The following is a 21,609-nucleotide window of genomic DNA, read 5'->3' as shown; positions in this document are numbered from 1 at the left end:
GGGGTTTTTATCTGCCAACGCCTGGGCGTTATTCGTCGCCGAAGTAGCGCGTGTAGATCTCGTCGTAGGTGCCGTTTTCTTCGAGGGTGGCAAGTGCTTCGTTGAACCGCTCGGCCAGGGCTTCGTCGCGCTGGCGGAAGGCGATGCCGAAGCCGTCGCCAAAGTACTCCTTGGGCTCGGTGATCTGCTCGCCCACGATGGTGTAGTCACCTTCGTCGCTTTCTACCAGCGTGGACTGGCCGATCGGGAAGTCGAGGAAGACGATATCCAGACGCTCGGCGTCCATGTCCAGCACCATGTCATCGGCGGTGGAGTAGCGGCTGATATCGGCAATGCTGCCGTAGTTGTCGGTCACGTAGTTGTCTTGAAGCGTGCCGCGCTGAACGCCGATGGTCATGCCATCGAGGGTCTGCTCATTGGCTTCGTCGATGTCTAAATCGCTTGCCGCGAACCAGGCCGAGGGCATGGTGATGTAGGGCTCGGAGAAGAGCACCTGCTGGCGGCGCTCGTCGTTGATGGTCATCGATGACATGACTGCATCGTAGTTACGCGACAAAAGCCCCGGGATGATGCCGTCCCACTCCTGTTCGATCCACTCGCAGGTCACGCCGATCTCTTCGCAGAGCGCGTTGCCCAGGTCGATGTCGAAACCGGTCAGGTCGCCTTCCGGGGTGCGGTACTCCATGGGCACATAGGGGACGTCCACGCCGATACGCACGTTGTCGTAGTCGCGCGCCTGGGCAGAGGAGGCGGCGGCCACGGCCAGGCCGATCAGGGAAACCGAGAGTAGCTTTTTCATCATGGCGCTCCGTTGCAAAAGGGTTCGTTTCAATAGATCTCTTTTAACGTAACTCAGGTTAGCGATGGCGCAAAGCCCCAGGTGCTTTGTGAACCAACGTTTGTTTGACGATGGTAGCACCTGCCTACAGGCTTTGGGGGGTCAAATGCGCCAGTAACCGTTTCTCCAGAAAACGGAAGAAGAACAGAATCGCGAACGTCAAACACAGATAAATCAGCGCGACGAACAAGAACGGCTCGAAGGGAGTATAGAAGCGCGAATAGACGTAGCGCGCCGCCCCGGTAAGATCCATGAGCGTCACGACGCTTGCGATGGCGCTGGCGTGGAGCATGAAAATCACTTCGTTGCCGTAGGCGGGCAGGGCGCGACGAAAGGCGCTGGGAATCACGATTCGGCGCATCAACAGGCTTTGCGACATGCCGTAGGCCTTGGCCGCCTCGATTTCCCCTTTGCTGGTCGCCTTGATGGCACCGCGGAAAATCTCGGTGGTGTAGGCCGCCGTATTGAGCGTGAAGGCGATCAGGGCCGGGTAAAACGCCTCGCGGAAAATCGGCCACAGAAAGGTCTGCTGGATACCGTCGAAAAAGACCACGCCGTAGTAGATGATGTAGAGCTGGATCAGAAGCGGCGTGCCGCGAAACACGTAGGTGTAGGCGTACACCGGCAGGCTGATCCATTTGCGGCGGGAGCTTCTCATGATGGCCAGCGGCACGGCCAGGACCAGGCCGATCACCAGGGATAAAAACACCAGCTGCGTGGTGGTCACCAACCCTTCCCAGTAGTGGCCCAGGGTCGAGGCGGTAAAGATCAGGTTGCCGGCGAGCAGGTCATCGAACCAGGCGGAAATATCAAACATCTTAGTGCTCCCCAAAACCGACGTTGTAGCGCTTTTGCAGCCGGGCGAAGATCCACTCGGTCACGCTTGCGATCAATAAGTACGCCACCGCGACGGGGATCAGGAACACGAAGGGCTCGTGGGTCGCCCGCGAGGCTTCGGCGGCCACGCGCACCATGTCGGTCAAGCCGATCACCGAGACCAGCGCAGTGGTCTTGAGTAACACCATCCAGTTGTTGGAGAGCCCGGGCAGGGCGTGGCGCATCATCTGCGGAAAGCGGATACGGCGAAACACCAACGCGCTTCCCATGCCGTAGGCCTTGCCCGCTTCGATCTGGCCGTTATCCACCGCCATGAACGCCCCGCGAAAGGTCTCGCCCATGTAGGCGCCAAAAATGAAGCCGATGGTTAGCACGCCGGCGGCGAAGGCGTTGAAGCTTAAGTAGATATCGATATCGTAGTTATAGTAGAGCGCGTCGCTGATCGCGTTGACGCCGATCTGGCCGCCGTAGAACAGAAGCATCATCAGCACCAGATCCGGCACGCCGCGAATCAGCGTGGTGTAGACCCCCGCCACGCGGCGCAGCAGCCAGTGGCGCGACATCTTGGCCGTCGCCGTCAAAAGCCCTAGCACAATGGCCAGCAGTAGCGAGAGTACCGCGAGTTGAACGGTGACCCCGGCGCCTTCCAGAAGACGCGGGCCGTAGCCTTGCAAATCGAGCATGGTCACATCCGGCATCAGTAGTTGGGCGTCAAAAACTGTTTAAGGCGTGGCGAGCGCGGGTTGTCCAGCACATCGACGGGCGCACCGGACTCCTCGACCACGCCCTGGTGCAGATAGACCACTTGGCTTGACACCTCGCGGGCAAAGCCCATCTCGTGGGTGACGACGACCATGGTGCGACCTTCTTTGGCCAAATCGCGCATGACCTTCAATACGTCGCCGACCAGTTCCGGGTCCAGCGCCGAGGTCGGCTCGTCGAACAGCATCACTTCCGGGTCCATGGCCAGGGCCCGGGCGATGGCGCCGCGCTGCTGCTGGCCGCCGGACATCTGCGCCGGGTAGGCCTTGGCCCGGGCGGTCAGCCCCACGCGCTCGAGTAGCGCATAGGCGTGCTCGGTGGCCTCTTTTTTCGATTGGCCCAGCACGTGCACCGGCGCTTCGATGATGTTGTCCAAAAGCGTCATGTGGGCCCACAGGTTGAAGCTTTGGAACACCATCGAGAGCTTGGCGCGCATCTTCACGACCTGTTTTTGGTCCGCCGGCTCGCGCCCGTGTTTGGTGGTTTTGAAGCGAATGGGCTCGCCATGAACGATGAGTTCACCTTCATCGGGCTGTTCGAGCAGATTCATGCAGCGCAGAAAGGTGCTCTTGCCTGAACCGGAGGCCCCGATCAGGGTGATGACATCGCCTTTCTGGGCTTGAAGAGAAAGGCCCTTGAGTACTTCGGTATCGCCGAAGCGTTTTTTAATGTTGCGAACTTCCAGGGGGATAGGCGCCGCGGCCATAACGTAGGCTCCAGTACAAGTTTGCCACTCTGTCACAGGTGTAAAACACGTGTTTGGGGCGTGGCTGACGCGAAAAAGGGGCGATTCTATCAGGCCTTATGCCCGAAGTGCTCGCTCTTATGAGAATAAGTGATCAACGCCGGGCGTTGGCCACCTATTCGAGCGTGTCCCTGCATTATTGTTATCTATCGCCGGGTCTTGCTGATGGGTCTTGGTATGGGGTCTTAGGGTCTGTCTGAAAAGTCGACGAGCGCAGGTACTTTTCAGACAGAGCCTAGTGTACGGTGTTTAACGCCCAAGTGCTCGCGTTCATACCGGCACGGCCAGAAGGGCGGCGCGGGCGCCGATTTCCACCCGGGCGTTGGGAAACACGACGTGAAGCGGGGTTTCGCCCACCTGGAAATCACCGCCCTGGCCGTCTTTGGCCAGACACGCGCCCGGTTCGAAGCGGGTAAAGTTCGCCACACTCTCCTCGAAACAGAGCGTGAAGTCCTCAGAGCGGCGTATCAGTTCGTGCGCCACCTTGAAAAAGCGCGGCGGGGAGGCTGCGCTTTCCGGTTCTTCGCCGGCCCCTAGCGCGCTGATCAGGTTGGCCATGGGCGCAAGCGGCGCCAGGTCGTTGTGACCAAACGGTGCTACCTGGCCCAGCTCGAAGGTGAATGCCTGGGCCTGGTGGTAATGTTTGCTGTAGTGAGAGAACGTAAAGCTTGGCTGGTGCTGGTGAAGCACCGCCTGCATACCGGCAGCGGCCAGCCACGCCCACTGCCGGTCTTCGGTGGCGGTGTCGGCGAAGGGCTCCACGACAAAGCGCGGGTAAAGGCTTGGGCGAATCGCGGTGTGAAGGTCGTAATGAAGGCGGGGCAGACCTTCATGGCGGGCGAAAAAGTCGTCCACCTCGCTCATCAGCACGCGGGCGCGGTCGGGCTCTTCGCCCATGGCGGTCAGTTCGCGGTCGAATAGCCGGTTCAGGTTGGTGCTGATAAACCGAGTTTGGGCCTTGAGCGCCGGGATATTGCCCAAAATCACCAGCACTGGGGCTTTAAGGCGCGCGCTACCCACCTCGAGCGCGGCAAGCCACTGGCCCAAAAGCTCGACCGGAGCGGTTTCGTTACCATGAATGGCGGCGGAGAAAATACAGGCGTGGGCGTGCGCTTCAATCGTTTTGGGGCTTAGCTCTAAAACCCCTGGCGCGCGCAGTTGGTAGTGGCCCCCTGGGAGCGTGCCGCCGCTTTTGGCGGGCGCTTTACCCTCCAGCGTCCAGTCCAGCCATTGGCTCAGCATGAATGACTCTCCGTTGTTATCTATGCGCTTGGGCTTTTATGTGTAGCACGCCCCAATGCTTGGGACAAAGGCGGCGTCGCCTGGCTATAAAACGCCAGGGCGTCGGTATAAACGCCCATAAAAAAGCGCCTGACCCGTGATGGGGCCAAGCGCTTTATCGACGCTTACCAGGAAGCGGCATTTTTAATCGGCGCGCTGGCGCTCCATCTCTTGCTGGTATTCGCCGGCAAGCGATGTCTTCTGGTTATCCGCCAGGCCGCGACCGGCGAGCTGGAAGACTTCCTGCTCTTCTTCGTCCAGGTGGTGGGTCACCAGGTGCTGAAGCTGCTTGGCGTGGGTCAGCCAGTTCGTGGCGCTGTAGTCGGTGTCGTCCAAAAGCTCGAGCAGCTCGTCGATCTCGTGGTGTTCGGCGACGCTGTGGCGCGCTTTTTCCTGGGTCAGGTCGATATCCATCATCGGGATATAGAGCGAGCGCTCTTCGGCATTGGCGTGATACTTAAGCTCGGCACGTACCTGCTTGTAAAGCGCGTCGCGCTCGCTGCTGTCGCCGTGGGTCTCGACCAAACGGGCCAAAAGGTCGCGCTGAAGATCGTGGTCTTTGCGCAGTGCTTCAAAAATCGTCATTCCCGGCTCCTTGGATGCAAGTACGATAATTGCCTTGAAAACTAGTGTTAGTTTTACAAAAGCGCAAGGCGCACTGCGGCCATTACGGTCAGCCGGCCTTCAACTCCTTCACTTGGGTTAATTTTCCGCTAGGCTAGAGGAGGAGTTGGTAGTCAACCCGGAAATCTCGAATGGAGAAAGCAATGACCAAGGTACTGGTACTTTACTATTCCATGTATGGTCACGTGGATACGCTCGCGGCAGCCGTCGCCGAAGGCGCGAAAGAAGTCGACGGTGTCGAGGTCACGGTCAAACGTGTCCCCGAAACCATGCCCGAAGACGCCTACAAAAATGCCGGCGGCAAGCAGGACTTCGATACCCCCGAGGCCACGCCGGGCGAACTCGCCGACTATGATGGCATCATCGTCGGCACGCCAACGCGTTTCGGTAACATGGCAGGCCAGATGCGCACCTTCTTTGACCAGACCGGTGGTCTCTGGGCCAACGGTTCGCTGCGCGGCAAGGTCGCCAGCGTGTTTACCTCTACCGGTACCGGCGGTGGTGAAGAAATGACCGTCACCTCGACCTGGTCGACGCTTGCCCACCACGGCATGATCATCGTGCCGATCGGCTACGGTATCGAAGAGCAGTTCGATATTTCCGAAGTCAGTGGCGGCAACCCTTATGGGGCAGCGACCCTGGCCGGCGGCGACGGCTCCCGCCAGCCAAGCGCGCGCGAGCTCAAGCTTGCGCGTTTTCAAGGTAAGCTCGTGGCCGAGACAACGGCGAAGCTCGCCCGCTGAGACCATGGGCTAATTGCCGCGAGGCGTTAGCGCACTGCTATAGTGTTCCTGCGAACCCCACCCTCGTGGGGTTCGCGCGTTCAACGCCACCAATGGCCCAAGAGGTGCCGCGTGAGCCGACTCGATAAAGCCCGTAATCTGCACGACTTCGAAGCGCTGGCCCGGCGTCACTTGCCAAGGCCCTTATTCGGCTATGTCGCCAACAGCGCCGAGGAGGGCAAAACCTTCGCCGAGAATCGGCGTGTGTTCGATGATTACGGCCTGATGCCCCGGGCGCTGGTCGATGTATCGCGCATTTCGACCGAGACCACGTTATTGGGTAAGTCCTACAGCGCGCCGTTTGGCATCGCGCCGATGGGCATCAGCGCGCTGACCGCCTACCGGGGCGATCTCGTGCAGGCCCGGGCGGCGGCCAATGAGCAGTTGCCGATGATTCTGAGTGGAAGCTCCTTGATTGCGCTGGAGGAGGTTCTGCGCGAGGGCGAAACCGACTGGTTTCAGGCTTATCTGCCGGGCACGCTGGAAGACGTTGAGGCGCTGCTGGCGCGCGTGTCCCGGGCGGGGTTTAAAAACCTGGTGATCACCGTGGACTACCCGGTGCCACCCAATAGCGACAACAATCGCAAAAGCGGCTTTTCCTCGCCGCTTCGCCCCAGCCTGCGCCTGGCCTGGGACGGGCTGGTTCGCCCGCGCTGGCTGTTCGGTACCTTCCTGCGTACGCTTTACCACCACGGCATGCCGCACTTCGAGAACAACTACGCGCATCGCGGCATCGCGGTGCTCTCCAAAAACGTCAACCGCGACTTCTCCGGGCGCAGTCACCTGCAGTGGGAGTATCTCGAGCGGGTGCGCGCGCTTTGGCCGGGCAAGCTGATCGTCAAGGGGATTTTGAACCCGGCGGATGCCCGGAAAGTGGAGGCGTTGGGGGGCGATGCGGTGATCGTTTCCAACCACGGCGGGCGCCAGTTGGACTATAGCCCGGCCGCGCTCGAAGCGCTGCCGGCGGTGGTGGGTGCCGTGTCGATTCCGGTGATGGTGGATAGCGGCTTTCGCCGCGGTACCGACGTGATCAAGGCGCTGGCGCTCGGGGCGTCGTTCGTGTTCATCGGCCGGCCCATGAACTACGCCGCCGCCTATGCTGGCGAGGCCGGGGTGCGCCACGCGCTGACGCTTCTTCGCGAGGAAATAGTGCGCGACATGGCGCTGCTGGGCGTGACCGACATTGCTTGCCTAAGCCGCGAACACTTGATCGAGCGACGGCCAAATATAGCCTAACCCGCAATTCTCTTCGCAATGGCTTCGCCCAACGTTTCGGTCGTGCCTTGCCCGCCGGCGTCTGCGGTGAGTACCTGGGGGTCGCCTTCGGCGAGTACTGCCTCGATGGCATCGACCATCGCTTTAGCGGCGTCCCCATGGCCCAGGTGTTCGAGCATCATCGCGCCGGACCAGATCTGGCCGATGGGGTTGGCGATACCCTGGCCGGCGATATCCGGGGCGCTGCCGTGCACCGGCTCGAACAGGCTCGGGAAGTTGCCTTCCGGGTTGATGTTGGCCGAGGGCGCAATGCCGATGGTACCCGTACAGGCCGGGCCCAGGTCCGACAGAATATCGCCGAACAGGTTGCTGCCCACCACCACGTCGAACCAGTCCGGGTGCAGCACGAAGTTCGCGGTCAGGATATCGATGTGGAATTTATCCACCTCGATATCCGGGTACTGTTTGGCCATTTCCAGCACGCGCTCGTCCCAGTAGGGCATGGTGATGGAAATACCGTTGGATTTGGTCGCCGAGGTGAGCTTCTTGCGCGGGCGCGTCTTTGCCAGCTCAAAGGCGTACTTGAGGACGCGGTCGACGCCTGTACGGCTCATCACGGTCTCCTGGATGACCACCTCGCGCTCGGTGCCTTCGAACATCTTGCCGCCGATGCTCGAGTACTCGCCCTCGGTGTTTTCCCGCACCACATAGAAGTCGATATCGCCGGGCTCCCGGCCGGCCAGCGGGCTCTTGATGCCCGGCATCAGCTTGCAAGGGCGAAGGTTAACGTACTGATCGAACCGGCGGCGAAACTGTAAAAGCGAGCCCCACAGCGAGATATGATCCGGCACTTTCTCCGGCCAGCCCACCGCGCCGTAGAACAGCGCATCGAAGCCCTTGAGCTGCTCGAACCAGTCGTCGGGCAGCATCTGGCCATGTTCCAGGTAGTAGTCGCAGCTACCGAACTCGAAGTGGGTGAATACCAGGTCGATGTCAAAGCGTTTGGCCGCGGCTTGTAGCGCGCGCACGCCTTCCGGCATGACTTCGGTGCCGATACCGTCGCCGGCGATCACTGCAATGGTGTGGGCCATCAATAAGCTCCTTCGAAAACGATCTGTCTTCATCGAGTAGTGTAGCGGCTTTAGCGCCTTAGCTGGTCAGGCTACACTGCAAACGATTGTTGCCCAAAGCGATTGTTGCCCAAAAATGGAGGAGGCGTGAGCGCGTTCGATGTCGGACCAGGAGGAGGGCGCGATCAAGCGAGGGTGTCGAGACGCGCCAGGGGCGACTGGTTGAAGTAGTCGCAAAGCAGCGCAAAGAGCGCCGGGTAGGCGCTTTCCAGATGCTGCGGGGCGGTGAAGAAGTATTCGCAGCAAACCGCGAAGCACTCGCCCGGATGGCTTGCGGCGTAGTCGTCGATGGGCGGCTCGATTCCTGCCGCGATACAGCCGGCCAGGTCGTCCCACACCTCGGTGAACACCGCGTGCCACCGAGTGGCGGGCAGTGAGCGGGGAAGCGGCGGAAAACCGTCGATATCCATCGAGTTGCCCATATCGAGCTTGTGGGCAAGCTCATGGATCAATACGTTGAAACCGGTAAAGCCGCCGCTATCTTGAAGGTCGGTATAGGAGACGACGACCGGGCCCTGGTAAAAGGTTTCGCCGGCGCGTTCGTCAGTGAGGTGGTGCACCACGCCGAATTCGTCCATCTCTTCGACCTCGCGGGTGAAGCTGTCAGGCAAAATGACGATCTCGTGTACGTTGCCAAACGCTTCGCGGTGCTCGGCCTGGTTCCAGCCAAGCGTGAGCAAGCACGCCTGAGCCGCCAGCGCCAGCCGATCCGCATCATCGAAGGTCACGCCTTCGAGTGCCTTGTGCAGGGTCAGGCGCTTGGTGCTTAGAAAGTGCCTGGCGCGCTCGCCAAGCCGGGCGGCCTCGAATTCGGAGAGCGCGGCGAGTAGCGGCGTGCGCTCCTGCGCTTTTTGCCAGGTTTCGGCGAAAGGCGCGGGCGTCGAGCGTTTAAACCACCGGTTGAGCATCACGTTTTTTAACCTCTATCTTTATCGTCAACCTGCGTATCGTTATTGGCTTCGCCACGTTTCTCCAGTGCGGTGGAGGGGTGCGGGCAAGGCCCATCTTACAGCGCATTATCACAACGCGAGGAATGCCCATGTGGTCACAAAAGGAAATCAGTCTGGAGCCGCGCGCCCGGGGTTTTCATTTGATTACCGACGAGGTCTCGAAAGCCCTCAGCGCCATGGCGCGGGTCGAGGTCGGCCTTTTGCACGTTTTCATCAAGCATACTTCGGCGTCGCTGACGATCAACGAAAACGCCGACCCTACGGTAAGAGCCGACTTCGAGAGCTACTTCAATAAGGCGGTGCCGGAAAACGCGCCTTTTTATCAGCACGTATTCGAAGGCAGCGATGACATGCCCGCGCACCTGAAAGGCAGCCTTTTGGGCGCCAGCGTGCAAATCCCCGTCACCCGGGGCCGGCTGAACGTGGGCACCTGGCAGGGGATCTACCTGTGCGAGCATCGCAACCACGGTGGCAGCCGCCAACTGGTGATCACGCTGCAAGGCGAGTAAGGCGCCCCGGTGAACGCGGTCACTGTTTGTCGCCTAGTACTTTATCGCGTAATACTTTGTCGCGAAGTACTTTGTCGCGTAGTGCCTTGCGCCGGGCGCTGCGCGCATCGGCGTAGCGCTTTAAACCGAACAGTAGCGCTCCCCCCAGTACCAGGCCGGCCAGTGCGAACAGCACCTCTTCACGGCTGGCCGCGGTCAGCAGTGCACCCAGCTGGCTGCCCAGTAAAATGATGATCGCAAGGCTGGGTACCAGCCCCAGGGTGGAGCCGATCATGTAGTCGCGAAAGCGCAGATGAAAGGCGCCGGCCAGCATGTTGGTCAACGTAAACGGCGCCAGCGGTATCACGTTGATCAAAATCATGGTGCGAATACCGCGCTTGGAAAGGTAGCCCGATAGCCCGCGCAGGTGGCGGCCGCCGTAATCCATCAGCGCGTCGCGCCCCAGCCAGTGGCCGATCCAGTAGGAGAGAATCGAAAAGCTGAGCGTTCCCAGAATGGCGTAGAAAAGCCCCCAGGCCGGGCCAAACAGCAAGCCGGTGGCCACGACCAGCAAGGTGAGAGGAAACATCACCAGCAAAAGCACGTTGTACGTCAAAATGACCGCCGCGAACATCCACGGCGCGCGCCGCCACTGGCTGACGTAGGCGATGCTCGAGTCGAGGCCTTCCGCGGTCATGAAGCCGGCGCTATCGAGCCACCACCAGGCAAATACTACGGCAATGAGTATGGCCATCAGGCCAAGGCCTTTCCAAAGCGTGCGTGACATCCCATTCACCACCGGCCGTTCTAAAGAGCGCCAGCATACGCTAGCCGGCCGGTGGGTTGAAGATGTCGTTAATCGAGCGTTGCTTCGACGACCGGCCAGGCGGGGTCGCCGTCGGCGGTGGTCACCCCGGCCAGCATGTCCTCGAGGCGCTCGGGGTGGTCACTCATCCACTGTCTGGCGACCTCGGATAAATCCCGTTCCTCTTGCCCGAAGGTCTGAATCATCCAGCTCTGCTCGTCGGCGCTAAAGGTGAACTGCTCGAAAAAGGTCACCACGTTCGGATGGGCGTCGGCGTATTCGCCGCGCAGCACCGTGAGCACTTCGCTTTCGCCGTTGTTTTCACCGAACAGATCGTTGGGGTCGTCCAGATAGCGCATGGGAAGCTCGAGGTTCATCCAGTGCGGCGTCCAGCCGACCCAGACCACCGGTTCTTCGCGGTTGATCGCGTCTTGCGCGGCGCTAAGCATGCCCACTTCGCTGGTATCCTGAAGGCGCCAGTCGCCAAAGCCGTTTGCGTCGCTGTCGATCGCCTCCTGGAGAATTTCGCTGGCCGCCGAGCCCGCGCCGAACCCCAGAATTTGCCCGTTGAACATGTCGCGGTTGGCGGTCAGGTCAGAAAAGCTCTGGATGCCGTTTTCATAGGTGTACTCGGGCACCGCCAGCGTCATCTGCGCGCCGTCCACGTTGTTGGCGACATCCACCAGCACGCCGGACGCCTTGCGCGGCTCGAACATCTCCCGCTGGGCGGGTAGCCATACACCCAAAAACGCGTCGATGTCGCCGCTTTCGATCCCCTGATAAATGACCTGAAGGCCGATTTGCTGGGCGCGGGTATCGTAGCCCAGCGCGTTTAAAAGCTGCTCGGCGATTTCGGTCTTGACCGTGATGCCAGGCCAGGCGGGGACGCCGAAATCGAGGGTGTCGTTGTCGGCCAGTGCCGTGGGGGCTGCGCCGAACGCGGCGCCAAGCGCCAGAGCGGAAACGGCCACTCTGGCGGCCAAGGGATGCACTTTCATACTGTCTCCTGTCGTTGTTTATCGCCTTCATCTGTGCTTTTCATGGGACGCGTCCATTGCGCCGCGCTTAATGAAAGACGTTAAACAAGATAGTCACTGGCGCCAAAAAGGGCGAACCCTGCCTGGCCGTCTGGGTAGGTGAAATTAATCAAAACGCTTGCCATTTTGGTGCAGGCGTGAAGAATGGCCCGGCTTACAGGTTATAAATTAAGGTGTGCCTTTATGGATTTTTCTCTTCCGCCGCTGCTGACCGCGCTGGTCGATCGCGGCAACGGCCTGCTTTGGGGTAGCGTGCTGGTCTACCTGCTGATCGGTGCCGGGCTCTACTTCACGGTGCGCACCGGCGGCATTCAGGTGCGCTACTTTGGACACATGTTCAAGCTGTTGCGCAGCTCGCGCCAGGCCAACGGGGGTATTTCCTCGTTTCAGGCGCTTTCTACGAGCCTTGCCGCGCGGGTAGGTACGGGCAATCTGGCCGGCGTGGCCGTGGCCATTTACTACGGCGGCCCCGGCGCGATTTTCTGGATGTGGATGACCGCGGTGGTGGGTATGTCCACCAGCTTTATCGAGTCCACTCTGGCCCAGGCTTATAAGGTCGACCACGGCGACAATACGTTCCGTGGTGGGCCGGCGCGCTATATCGAGCGCGGGCTGGGCCTACGCTGGATGGCGGTGCTTTTCTCGGTGTGCCTGATCATCGCGTTTGGTCTGGCGTTCAACAGCGTTCAGGCCAACTCCATTGCCCAGGCCATGGAGCAGGCGTTCGAGATTCCTACCTGGGTCATGGGTCTGGTGCTGATCGTCATCGTCACGCCGATCATCTTCGGTGGGCTCAAGTCCATTGCCAAAGTGGCCGAGCTTATCGTGCCGCTCATGGCGCTTCTTTACCTGATTCTGGCGCTGGTAGTGGTCGCGTTGAACGCGGCGGATCTGCCTGCGGCGTTCATGACGATCATTCGCGGCGCGTTTGGCCTCGAGCAGGCGGCGGGGGGCGTGGCTGGCTATGCGATCTCCCAGGCGATCATGAACGGCATTCAGCGCGGGTTGTTCTCCAACGAGGCGGGTATGGGCTCGGCGCCGAACGCCGCTGCCACGGCCAGCACCCGGCCCGACCACCCGGCCGCCCAGGGCTTTATTCAAATGCTCGGGGTGTTTCTGGATACGTTGGTGATTTGTACCGCCACCGCGGCGATCATCATCATGTCCGGCCCGGAAGTTCTGGCGGGCAGTGAGACCAACGGTATTCAACTGACCCAGATGGCGCTTTCAACCCACGTGGGCGAGTGGGGCAGCGCGTTCATTGCCGTGGGTATTTTGCTGTTTGCGTTCACCTCGTTGATCGCCAACTACTCCTACGGTGAGTCCAATATCGAGTACCTGGCCGGACGGCGGGCACCGGTGGCCATATTGATCTACCGCCTGGCGGTGCTGGGTATGATCATGGTGGGCTCGGTGGCGAGCCTGGGGGCTATCTGGAACTTCGCCGATCTCTCCATGGGGATGATGGCGGTGATCAACCTGATCGCGATCCTGATGCTGTCGCCCGTCGCCATTGCGCTGTTTCGCGACTACGAAGCACAGCTCAAGGCAGGTCACGAGCCGGTGTTCCGGCCCAGGCAGTTTCCCAAGCTTGCCAACAAGGTCGACCCCAATGCCTGGCCCGACCTCGACTAGCGTGTAAAGTACTTGGGTACTAACGCGCAGATTCCGGAGCGCAATGCCAAACCCCGCCTGAGCAAGGCGGGGTTTTTTTATGCCGATCAATCGCTTTTATCGAACTAATGACCCGAAAGAATGCGCTTAACGTTTTATAAAATCGACGTATAATAGCGCTTTTCATTCGTATTCAGGAACTTCCCATGACCCGCGCTTTACTCGTTACCTCCTCCATTCTGGGTGAAAACGGCCAGTCCAACGCCTTGGCGAGCCACTTCAACGCCCAGGCCAGCGCCCGCGGTGTCGACGTGCGCGTTCGCGACGTAGTGGCCAACCCGTCACCGCACCTGGAGCTTGCCGAACTCGCCGCCTGGCAAATCCCGGCGCAAGAGCGTAGCGACGAGCAAACGCGCCTGGCCGCTTACTCCGACGACATGCTGGGTGAGCTTCGGGAAAGTGATGTCATCGTCATTGCGGTGCCCATGTACAACCTGGGCGTACCTTCGCAGCTCAAAGCCTGGTTCGACCGGATACTGCGCGCCGGCGAAACCTTCCGCTACACCGACACCGGCCCCGTCGGTCTTGTCGAGGGCAAGCGGGCGATCATTCTGGCGGCGCGCGGTGGCCAGTACGCCGGCACCGAGCTCGACAGCCAAACGCCGCACCTGAAAACCATGCTAGGCTTGATGGGCATTACCGATGTCGACATCGTCTTTGCCGAAGGCCTGAACATGGGCGAAGAGCAGCGCGATGGCGCCTTGAAGGAAGCCTACCAGGGCATCGACCAACTGGTCGGTACGCTTTAAACGGATTCGAAATCATCTAGACGGGGAGGTGCGGTGCGCCCGGCGCTTTTGGAGCAAATCTACACCATCGTGGCGCAAATACCCGAAGGCCGGGTGACGACCTACGGGCGCATCGCCGCCATGACCGAGGGCGCCACCGCGCGCTCGGTCGGTTCCGCCATGCGCCACCTCCCCGCAGGTCATCAGCTCCCTTGGCACCGGGTGATCTCCGCCAGCCTAAAGCTTGCCGACCACGGCGGCGCAACGCGCCAGCACGAAAAGCTGCGCGCCGAAGGCGTGGCCTTCGACGCTAAAGGCCGCGTGCCGCGTCATTTGGTATGGCCCGACCACCCGTAGGCGCAGGCTTTAACCAGCAGCCAGCGATGCAGCGCACCGCGCTGCTTGGGTTGACGGGCCGATAATTTCGCCTTCTCTCACAGGGAGGCTGGCGCCTCCATCGCCCGATGAATCGGGCTCCTACAAGGGTGGGGTGCTTCCATCGGTGGTATGCCGGTACACCGATAAATCGCTGTGGGCCGAAGGCGTCGCCAGCGAGTGCCACGCCACCGGGTATGCCCAACCCCCCGTAGGAGCAGGCTTCAGCCAGCGATGCAGTGCACCGCGCTGCTTGGGTTGATGGGCCGACAGTGTCGCCTTCCCCCACAGGGAGGCTGTCGCCTCCATCGCCCGATGAATCGGGCTCCTACAAGGGTGGGGTGCTTACATTGCTGGTATGCCGGGCTGCCGATAAATCGCTGCGGGCCGGAGGCGTCGCCGACGAGTGCCGCGCCACCGGGTATGCCCAACCCCCGTAGGAGCAGGCTTCAGCCAGCGATGCAGCGCACCGCGCTGCTTGGGTTGACGGGACGATAGTGTCGCCTTCTCCCACAGGGAGGCTGTCGCCTCCATCGCCCGATGAATCGGGCTCCTACAAGGGTGGGTGCCGTCATCGGTGGTATGGCGGGCCACCGATGAAATCCGGTTCTGGCGTTATGGGGCTATCGTCTTAGTCGTCCAGATTCGCGCCGGACTTCCAGGACCAGTCGCGCCAGCGCAGGTCGAACAGGTCCTTGCGGCGGTCTTTCATGTTGGTCACCGAGCCTTCGGCGCGTACGACCGTCAGGCGGGTCAGATCCAGATCCGAGAAGAAGATCATCTCGGTATTGGGCGTGGTTTCCGCCAGCACCGCGTCGTGGGGGAAGGCGAAGTCCGACGGCGTGAATACCGCCGACTGGGCGTACTGGATGTCCAGGTTTTCGATCGAGGGCAGGTTGCCCACGCTCCCACACAGCACCACGTAGCACTCGTTTTCGATCGCCCGGGCTTGGCCACAGTGGCGTACGCGCAGGTAGCCGTTTTTGGTATCGGTCCAGAAGGGCACGAAGAGGATGTCCATGTCCTGGTCGGCCAGCAGTCGGCCAAGCTCGGGAAACTCGACGTCGTAGCAGATCAAAATGCCCACCCGGCCGGCGTCGGTATCGAATACGCGCAGCTCGTCGCCGCCTTCGATGACCCAGTCGCGACGTTCTTGAGGGGTGATGTGCAGCTTCGCCTGCTTTTCGATCTCGCCGTCGCGGTGGAACAAGTAAGCCACGTTATAAAGCCGGTCGTCCTTGCCTGCCTCGATCATCGACCCGCCGACAATGTTGATATTGTAGGAGACCGCCATGCGCGATAGCTCGCTTTTGAAGCGCTCGGTAAAGCCTGCCAGAAAGCGGATGGCCGCCATTTGGTCCTGCTGCGCCGCGCGGTCCTGAAGCCCCATCAAGGGGGTAGTGAACAGTTCCGGGAACACCGCGAAGTCGCTTTGGTAATCCGACAGCGCGTCGACGAAGTACTCGATTTGTTGAAGCGCGGCCTCCACCGAGGAGAATTCGCGCATCTGCCACTGCACCGCGCCGACCCGTACCTGGGTGGGGCGGGTATCCAGCACGCTTTCGGCGGGCTCGAACAGGATGTTGTTCCACTCCAAAAGCGTCGCGTAACCGCGGGACTGCTCGTCTTCCGGCAGGTATTTGCGCAAAAGCCGCTTGACCTGGAAGTCGTTGGCGAGCTGGAAAGAGAGGATCGGGTCGTAGATCTCCTTGCGCGAGACCTTGTCGATATACTGGGCCGGGGTCAGCTTGTCGGAGTGCTGGTGGTACTCGGGAATGCGCCCGCCGGCCAGGATCGCGCGCAGGTTGTGCGAGCGACAAAGCTCCTTGCGCGCTTCGTAAAGGCGCCGGCCCAGCCGGTAGCCGCGGTAGTCCGGGTGAATCAGCACGTCCAATCCGTACATCGCGTCGCCCTCTTCATCGTTCAAGATGACTTCGCGATGGCCGATCAGGTCGTCGTAGCGGTGGGGGTTGGAGAACGCGTCGTAATCCACCTGCACGGTCAGCGCCACGCCGACCAAAATGCCGTCGTCCTCGATCGCGATCTGGCCATCGGGGAATTCCTGGATGAGCTTGTCGATCGTGTGCCTGGGCCAGGCGCCGCCGATGTCGTGATAGACCGCATCCATCAGCGTTTTCAACTGGTCGTAGTCGTCGCTTGTCAGATTGCGAAGATTAAGGTGCAGTTCTTCCAGGGACATAGTATTGGGTACCCACCATAAAAAAGTCGTTAGCCTAGTGTATCACTGCTGCGCGCTGCGGTTTTTATTACCGGGGACGGCGACCAGCGGGCGAGTCAACGTTTGCGCCATGATGACGCCGGCCAAAATCAGAACACCGCCGAAAAGATGAAAACCTGCGATGCGCTCGCCCAGAAACGCCATGGCGATCAGCGCGCTAAAAAGCGGCATCAAATTAATGAAGATGCTCGATTGGTTGGCGCCGATTTGGCGCACCGCGCGCATCCACAAAAAGGTGGTGATGATCGAGGCGGGAATGCCCGCGTAGAGGATCAGCCACACGTTTTGACCATTGACCGGCGTCATCGGCCCCAGTAGGTAAGGCGGCAGCAAAAAGAGCACCGCACAGCACACCTGGCCGTAGAGCAGTACCCAAGGGGGCAGGTTCATCTGCCAACGCTTGAGCATGACGCCGTAAAGAGCGTAGCAGATGGCGGCAACGACCATTAGCGCATCACCAAACGCCACCTCGAGCTTCAATAGCGAAAGCGGGTTGCCCTGGCCGAGCAGAACGCTTACGCCGATAAACGCCAATAGCCCGCCGACCACGCCGCCAACGGTCGGCGGTTCGCGCAGAATCAGCGCGCTCAAAAGCACGGTCAAAAGCGGCACCATGGCCGCCAGAATCCCCATGTTGGTGGCAGTAGTGCTCTCGGCGGCAACGTAGGCAAGCCCCTGCCAGAGCCCCATGCCCAAAAGCCCCAGCACGGCAAGCTTCGGCCAGTGGCGTTTGATCTCGGGGAGATGTTTGAGCGCGGTGGGCAGCACGAACGGCGTCATGACGACAAACGCCAAAAGCCAGCGTAAAAAGGCGATGCTGCTCGGTGCAATGGCGCCAACGGTGAGCTGGTTGATGGTCATGTTGCCCGACCAGATCACCACCGTCGCCAGCGGCGCGAGAAAGTAAATCAATGGCATAGCGAATTCCCTGATTGTTAGCCGGGTAATGTGACGCGCTTTGACGCTCTGAGCAAGAGGGCGTGGCTCAAAGGGCGCGCTCAAAGGTCTGTACGGCGTCGCACCAATGTCATACGCTTGTTTGAATATTTTAAAGCCGACTATTTAAATAAAATGCGAGAGACCGTGATGACGCAGCCGCCCGTTTACCCGCACCTCTTTGCCCCGATTCAGCTGGGGCATTTAAACCTGCCCAACCGCGTACTGATGGGCTCGATGCATACCAACCTGGAAGAGACGCCGAACGGCTTTGCTCGCCTGGCGGCGTTTTACGCCGAGCGCGCCCGGGCGGGGGTGAGTCTGATCGTGACCGGCGGTATCGCGCCCAACCCGGAGGGCGCGGTGTTCGAAGGGGCGAATGCCTTGACGGATTCCAGCCAACTGGACGAACACCGCCAGGTGGTGGAGGCGGTGCATGCCGAGGGTGGGTATCTGTGCATGCAGATTCTGCACGCCGGGCGCTACGCCTACTCCCCACACCTTGTCGCGCCCTCGGCGCTTCAAGCGCCGATCAACCCGCACACGCCGCGTGCGCTCGAGACCCAGGAAGTCGAAGGTCAAATCGATGACTACGTGCGCTGCGCTATGCTCGCCCAAGAGGCGGGCTACGACGGCGTCGAGGTGATGGGCTCGGAAGGCTATTTGATCAACCAGTTCATCTGTAGGCGTACCAACACCCGCGACGACGCCTGGGGGGGCGATTTCAAAGCGCGTATCCGCTTTCCGGTGGAGATCGTCCGGCGTATTCGCGAGGCGGTCGGCGAGCGCTTTCTGGTCATCTTTCGCCTGTCGATGATCGACCTGGTGGAAGAGGGCAGCACCTGGGAGGAAGTGGTTGCCCTCGGCCAAGCGGTCGAGGAGGCCGGGGCCAACGTGATCAATACCGGCATTGGTTGGCACGAGGCGCGCGTGCCGACCATCGTCACCAGCGTGCCGCGCGCGGCGTTTACCGAGGTGACCCGGCGCATTCGTTCCTCGCTTTCGATTCCTTTGATTACGACCAATCGCATCAATATGCCCGAGGTGGCCGAGCAGGTACTTGCCGATGGCCACGCGGACATGGTCTCCATGGCGCGCCCGTTTCTTGCCGACCCGGCGTGGATACAAAAGGCCGAGGCCGGGCGAGCCGAAGAGATCAATACCTGTATCGCCTGCAACCAGGCATGTCTGGATCACACCTTTGCCGGCAAGCTGACGTCGTGTTTGGTCAACCCGCGGGCCTGCCACGAAACCGAGTTTAGTTTGGCGCCCACCGCTACTGCCCGGCGGGTGGCGGTGGTCGGCGGCGGCCCGGCGGGTTTGGCAACGGCGGTGGCCGCCGCCGAGCGGGGGCATCGGGTGGCGCTTTTCGAGCGCCGCGGCGAGCTTGGCGGGCAGTTCAACTACGCGCGCAAAATCCCCGGTAAAGAGGAGTTCGACGAGACGCTGCGCTATTTTCACGTCATGCTCGATAAGCACGACGTGGACGTGCGTTTGAATACCGAGGCCACCCTGGAGGCATTGAGCGAGTTCGACGTCGTCGTGATCGCCACCGGCGTGACACCGCGTACACTTACACTGCCCGGCGCGGATCACCCCAGCGTATTGAGCTACGCCGAGGCGATCGAAAACCCGGAACGCGTGGGGCGGGAGGTCGCAGTGATCGGCGCCGGCGGTATCGGTTTCGACGTCTCGGAGCTTTTGGCTCATCAGAGCCACCCGGCGCTTTCTATCGCCGCCTGGTGCGAAGAGTGGGGCGTGGATATGGCGGTCAATGAGCCCGGCGGGCTCAAAGCGCCGGCACCGGCGGCGCCGGCTCGGCGTATCACCATGCTGCAACGTAAGACCACCCGGCCAGGCAAGGGGCTGGGTAAAACCACCGGCTGGGTGCACCGCGCGGCGCTCAAGGCCCGCGGGGTGAAAACCCTGAGCGGCTGCGAGTACGTGCGCATCGATGACGAAGGCCTGCATATTCGCCTGGCCGGCGAAGCGCAGGTGCTCAAGGTGGATACGGTGGTGGTGTGCGCCGGGCAAGAATCGGTGCGCGATCTGATCGCGCCGCTCGAGCAGGCCGGCCCCGAAGTGCACGTGATCGGCGGCGCCGATGAGGCCGCCGAACTCGACGCCAAGCGGGCGATCGACCAGGGCATGCGGCTCGCCGCCTCGCTTTGATCCTCGAAGCACCGTTGGGGAGGGCCGGGTGACGACCCGGTCGAATTAGCGCTAGACTAGCCTTTTGTCTTAGGGCGCGTACGCCGCGCCGTAAGGTGTTCGTTCATTGTGTAAGCGGGTGGCACCCAGCCCGCTTCATGATCGTCAGCCAAAAGGACCCAGCCACCATGGCCTCGGAGTGTACCCCCCGATTTCTCGCCAGCGACAACACCTCCGGTATCTGCCCGGAAGCGATGCAGTATCTTTTAAAAGCCAACGACAGCGACGACCTGGCCTACGGTAACGATAGCTGGACCGCCCGCGCTGCGGATCGCTTTCGTGAGATGTTCGATTACGACTGCGACGTCTTTTTCGTCTTCAACGGTACCGCCGCGAACTCGCTGGCGCTCTCGGCCATGGGGCGCAGCTATCATAGCGTGATCTGCCACGAGCTTGCGCATATCGAAACCGACGAGTGCGGCGGGCCGGAATTTTTCTCCAACGGCGCCAAGCTTTTAACCTCGCCCGGCGCCAACGGCAAGCTGACCCCGGAAGGCATCGAGGCGCTGGTCACTAAAAGATCCGATATCCACTATCCCAAGCCCAAGGTGGTATCCCTCACCCAGGCGACCGAAGTCGGCACGCTGTACTCTCGCGAGGAGCTTCTGGCGATTCGCGCGGTGGCCGACAAGCACGACCTGCGCCTGCATATGGACGGCGCACGCTTTGCTAACGCCTGCGCAAGCCTGGGCGCGACGCCGGCGGAGTTGACCTGGCAGGTGGGAGTGGATGCGCTGTGTTTCTCCGGCACCAAAAACGGCTTGGCCTTTGGCGAAGCGATTCTGTTTTTCAATCGCGAGCTGGCCGAAGACTTTTCCTACCGCTGTAAGCAGGCGGGCCAGTTGGCGTCCAAAATGCGTTACGTCTCCGCCCCCTGGCTCGGGCTTTTGGAAAGCGGCGCCTGGCTTACCAACGCTCAGCACGCCAACGCCATGGCGCGCTATCTGTCGGAAGGCCTCGCGGCGCTGCCCGGCGTTTCGCTGATGTTCCCCACCCAGGCCAATAGCGTTTTCGTGGAGCTTCCGCCCCACGTGGTCGCACGGCTCAAGGCCCAGGGCTGGACCTTCTATACCTTCATTGGCGCGGGCGGGGCACGCTTTGTCTGCGCCTGGAACACCACCGTCGAGCTGCTCGACCAGCTTCTGGCCGACGTCAGCGCGGCGATGGCCTAGGTGCTTTTAGGGCGCGATTTCCTGGCTTGCGTTGGTAAAGCCCATTAGCGACAGGTTCACGTCCAGGCGCTGGCCGTCCGGGGCGATGGCGCTAACGGTGGCGCTACTTCCGCTGCGTAGCTGCTGCAGCATGCTCGGCTCCAGCGGAAGATCCGCGCGGCAACCCTGCTCGTGGCAGAACTGGTAGGGGAAGCCGACCGGCTCGTTGTTATCCACCTGCAGCTGCATACCCGGCGCCAGATTCACGCCCAGCGGCAGCATGAAGGCCATGACCGCGTTGCCCTGGGCCTGCGGCGGGTAGCCGACCATGGCGCGCATTAGCGGCTCGTTGCTGTCCGGGTTGTTGATGATTTGGCTCATGGAGCAGCCTTGCTGCTGGCCGGCCCCCGAAGGGCAGCCCACTTCCCAGTCCTGAAAGCTTTGAGTTTCGACGTTGGGGGCACTCGTCTGCTGGGCCTGAGCCGTGGAAGCGGCGGTAGCGGCGAGTAGTGGTAATAGAGCGGTCATCAGCGCGCGACGAATCGGCATGGGGTCATATCTCCCGGGTCTGCAAAGGGCGAGCCGAAGCGGCCGCCATCCTGTAATAAATGGTTACCTGCATTCGAACATAAGGCAAGTGCCATGTTCCAGCCTTGCGTGCAGAAATCGGCGGCTACGCCTTCGGCACGCTTTAAACCTTCGTGGCTCTTAGCGTTGAAGGTTTTGTCCTCACTTTTTGTGTGGCTGACTACGCTGATAGAACGACACCCCGTTTGGCACGCCGCGTTTAAGATGTGTGAG

The 21,609-nt window shown here is 61.1% G+C and carries 21 protein-coding genes; 8 read left to right on the top strand and 13 right to left on the bottom strand.

Going from position 1 to position 21,609, the window contains the following annotated elements; genetic code table 11:
- Positions 1 to 28: 28 nt before the first annotated feature.
- The 6 genes from ACWHVV_RS12295 to ACWHVV_RS12270 form a co-directional block, all read right to left on the bottom strand.
- Complete coding sequence (locus tag ACWHVV_RS12295; protein ID WP_447929149.1) at positions 29 to 799, bottom strand: transporter substrate-binding domain-containing protein; 771 nt, start codon at positions 797 to 799, stop codon at positions 29 to 31.
- A 124-nt stretch (positions 800 to 923) separates the two neighbouring features.
- Positions 924 to 1,655: an ABC transporter permease gene (locus ACWHVV_RS12290; RefSeq protein WP_447926492.1), complete on the bottom strand. Its 732-nt coding sequence runs from the start codon at positions 1,653 to 1,655 to the stop codon at positions 924 to 926.
- A gap of 1 nt (position 1,656) precedes the next feature.
- Complete coding sequence (locus ACWHVV_RS12285) at positions 1,657 to 2,358, bottom strand: ABC transporter permease (RefSeq protein ID WP_447926491.1); 702 nt, start codon at positions 2,356 to 2,358, stop codon at positions 1,657 to 1,659.
- A 14-nt stretch (positions 2,359 to 2,372) separates the two neighbouring features.
- On the bottom strand, positions 2,373 to 3,143 hold the full coding sequence (locus ACWHVV_RS12280; protein ID WP_447926490.1) for an ABC transporter ATP-binding protein: 771 nt from the start codon (positions 3,141 to 3,143) through the stop codon (positions 2,373 to 2,375).
- A 309-nt stretch (positions 3,144 to 3,452) separates the two neighbouring features.
- Positions 3,453 to 4,424 (bottom strand): succinylglutamate desuccinylase, encoded by a 972-nt coding sequence (locus ACWHVV_RS12275; RefSeq protein ID WP_447926489.1) that lies wholly within the window; start codon positions 4,422 to 4,424, stop codon positions 3,453 to 3,455.
- Between the two features lie 183 nt (positions 4,425 to 4,607).
- Entirely contained in the window at positions 4,608 to 5,048 is a 441-nt protein-coding gene (locus ACWHVV_RS12270; protein ID WP_447926488.1) for a hemerythrin domain-containing protein, read from the bottom strand.
- Between the two features lie 182 nt (positions 5,049 to 5,230).
- Between ACWHVV_RS12270 and wrbA the strand changes: the two genes are divergently transcribed.
- Both wrbA and ACWHVV_RS12260 read left to right on the top strand, forming a co-directional pair.
- Entirely contained in the window at positions 5,231 to 5,830 is a 600-nt protein-coding gene (wrbA, locus tag ACWHVV_RS12265) for an NAD(P)H:quinone oxidoreductase (protein ID WP_447926487.1), read from the top strand.
- Between the two features lie 111 nt (positions 5,831 to 5,941).
- Positions 5,942 to 7,105, top strand: coding sequence for an alpha-hydroxy acid oxidase (locus tag ACWHVV_RS12260; protein ID WP_447926486.1), 1,164 nt, complete (start codon positions 5,942 to 5,944; stop codon positions 7,103 to 7,105).
- Here ACWHVV_RS12260 and ACWHVV_RS12255 read toward each other — a convergent pair.
- Positions 7,102 to 8,175 carry a tartrate dehydrogenase gene (locus ACWHVV_RS12255; RefSeq protein ID WP_447926485.1) on the bottom strand — a complete coding sequence of 358 codons (1,074 nt, stop codon included), beginning with the start codon at positions 8,173 to 8,175 and terminating at the stop codon, positions 7,102 to 7,104. The genes ACWHVV_RS12260 and ACWHVV_RS12255 overlap by 4 nt on opposite strands.
- 164 nt (positions 8,176 to 8,339) lie before the next feature.
- Positions 8,340 to 9,122, bottom strand: a complete 783-nt coding sequence (locus ACWHVV_RS12250) for a M90 family metallopeptidase (RefSeq protein WP_447929148.1) — start codon at positions 9,120 to 9,122, stop codon at positions 8,340 to 8,342.
- Positions 9,123 to 9,253: 131 nt separating this feature from the next.
- Between ACWHVV_RS12250 and ACWHVV_RS12245 the strand changes: the two genes are divergently transcribed.
- A complete protein-coding gene (locus ACWHVV_RS12245; protein WP_447529336.1) occupies positions 9,254 to 9,673 on the top strand; it encodes a secondary thiamine-phosphate synthase enzyme YjbQ in 420 nt (139 codons plus the stop codon).
- A gap of 19 nt (positions 9,674 to 9,692) precedes the next feature.
- Here ACWHVV_RS12245 and ACWHVV_RS12240 read toward each other — a convergent pair whose 3' ends face one another.
- Positions 9,693 to 10,439: a TVP38/TMEM64 family protein gene (locus ACWHVV_RS12240; protein ID WP_447926484.1), complete on the bottom strand. Its 747-nt coding sequence runs from the start codon at positions 10,437 to 10,439 to the stop codon at positions 9,693 to 9,695.
- Between the two features lie 68 nt (positions 10,440 to 10,507).
- A complete protein-coding gene (locus ACWHVV_RS12235; protein WP_447926483.1) occupies positions 10,508 to 11,455 on the bottom strand; it encodes an ABC transporter substrate-binding protein in 948 nt (315 codons plus the stop codon).
- Between the two features lie 222 nt (positions 11,456 to 11,677).
- On the opposite strand from ACWHVV_RS12235, the gene ACWHVV_RS12230 reads away from it, so the two are divergent.
- The 3 genes from ACWHVV_RS12230 (at position 11,678) to ACWHVV_RS12220 (ending at position 14,253) form a co-directional block, all read left to right on the top strand.
- Positions 11,678 to 13,129, top strand: a complete 1,452-nt coding sequence (locus ACWHVV_RS12230; protein WP_447926482.1) for an alanine/glycine:cation symporter family protein — start codon at positions 11,678 to 11,680, stop codon at positions 13,127 to 13,129.
- Between the two features lie 185 nt (positions 13,130 to 13,314).
- The gene (locus tag ACWHVV_RS12225; RefSeq protein ID WP_447926481.1) at positions 13,315 to 13,917 is read left to right on the top strand and encodes an FMN-dependent NADH-azoreductase; all 603 of its coding nucleotides are present in this window, start codon (positions 13,315 to 13,317) and stop codon (positions 13,915 to 13,917) included.
- Positions 13,918 to 13,950: 33 nt separating this feature from the next.
- Positions 13,951 to 14,253 carry an MGMT family protein gene (locus tag ACWHVV_RS12220; protein ID WP_447529331.1) on the top strand — a complete coding sequence of 101 codons (303 nt, stop codon included), beginning with the start codon at positions 13,951 to 13,953 and terminating at the stop codon, positions 14,251 to 14,253.
- 649 nt (positions 14,254 to 14,902) lie between these two features.
- Here ACWHVV_RS12220 and ACWHVV_RS12215 read toward each other — a convergent pair.
- Together ACWHVV_RS12215 and ACWHVV_RS12210 are read right to left on the bottom strand one after the other, a co-directional pair.
- Positions 14,903 to 16,471: a GNAT family N-acetyltransferase gene (locus ACWHVV_RS12215; RefSeq protein ID WP_447529330.1), complete on the bottom strand. Its 1,569-nt coding sequence runs from the start codon at positions 16,469 to 16,471 to the stop codon at positions 14,903 to 14,905.
- 42 nt (positions 16,472 to 16,513) lie between these two features.
- Positions 16,514 to 17,428, bottom strand: a complete 915-nt coding sequence (locus ACWHVV_RS12210) for a DMT family transporter (RefSeq protein ID WP_447926480.1) — start codon at positions 17,426 to 17,428, stop codon at positions 16,514 to 16,516.
- Between the two features lie 168 nt (positions 17,429 to 17,596).
- Here ACWHVV_RS12210 and ACWHVV_RS12205 point away from each other — a divergent pair, with 168 nt between their 5' ends.
- Together ACWHVV_RS12205 and ACWHVV_RS12200 are read left to right on the top strand one after the other, a co-directional pair.
- A complete protein-coding gene (locus ACWHVV_RS12205) occupies positions 17,597 to 19,618 on the top strand; it encodes an FAD-dependent oxidoreductase (protein WP_447926479.1) in 2,022 nt (673 codons plus the stop codon).
- 167 nt (positions 19,619 to 19,785) lie between these two features.
- On the top strand, positions 19,786 to 20,829 hold the full coding sequence (locus ACWHVV_RS12200; RefSeq protein ID WP_447926478.1) for a threonine aldolase family protein: 1,044 nt from the start codon (positions 19,786 to 19,788) through the stop codon (positions 20,827 to 20,829).
- Positions 20,830 to 20,835: 6 nt separating this feature from the next.
- Here the strand turns inward: ACWHVV_RS12200 and ACWHVV_RS12195 are convergent, their stop codons facing one another.
- Positions 20,836 to 21,357, bottom strand: a complete 522-nt coding sequence (locus ACWHVV_RS12195) for an invasion associated locus B family protein (RefSeq protein WP_447926477.1) — start codon at positions 21,355 to 21,357, stop codon at positions 20,836 to 20,838.
- Positions 21,358 to 21,609: the final 252 nt, after the last annotated feature.

The organism is Vreelandella sp. EE27 (genome assembly GCF_968206495.1).
The sequence above is the reverse complement of the archived record's forward strand: the minus strand, read 5'-3'. Positions and strand labels throughout refer to the sequence as shown.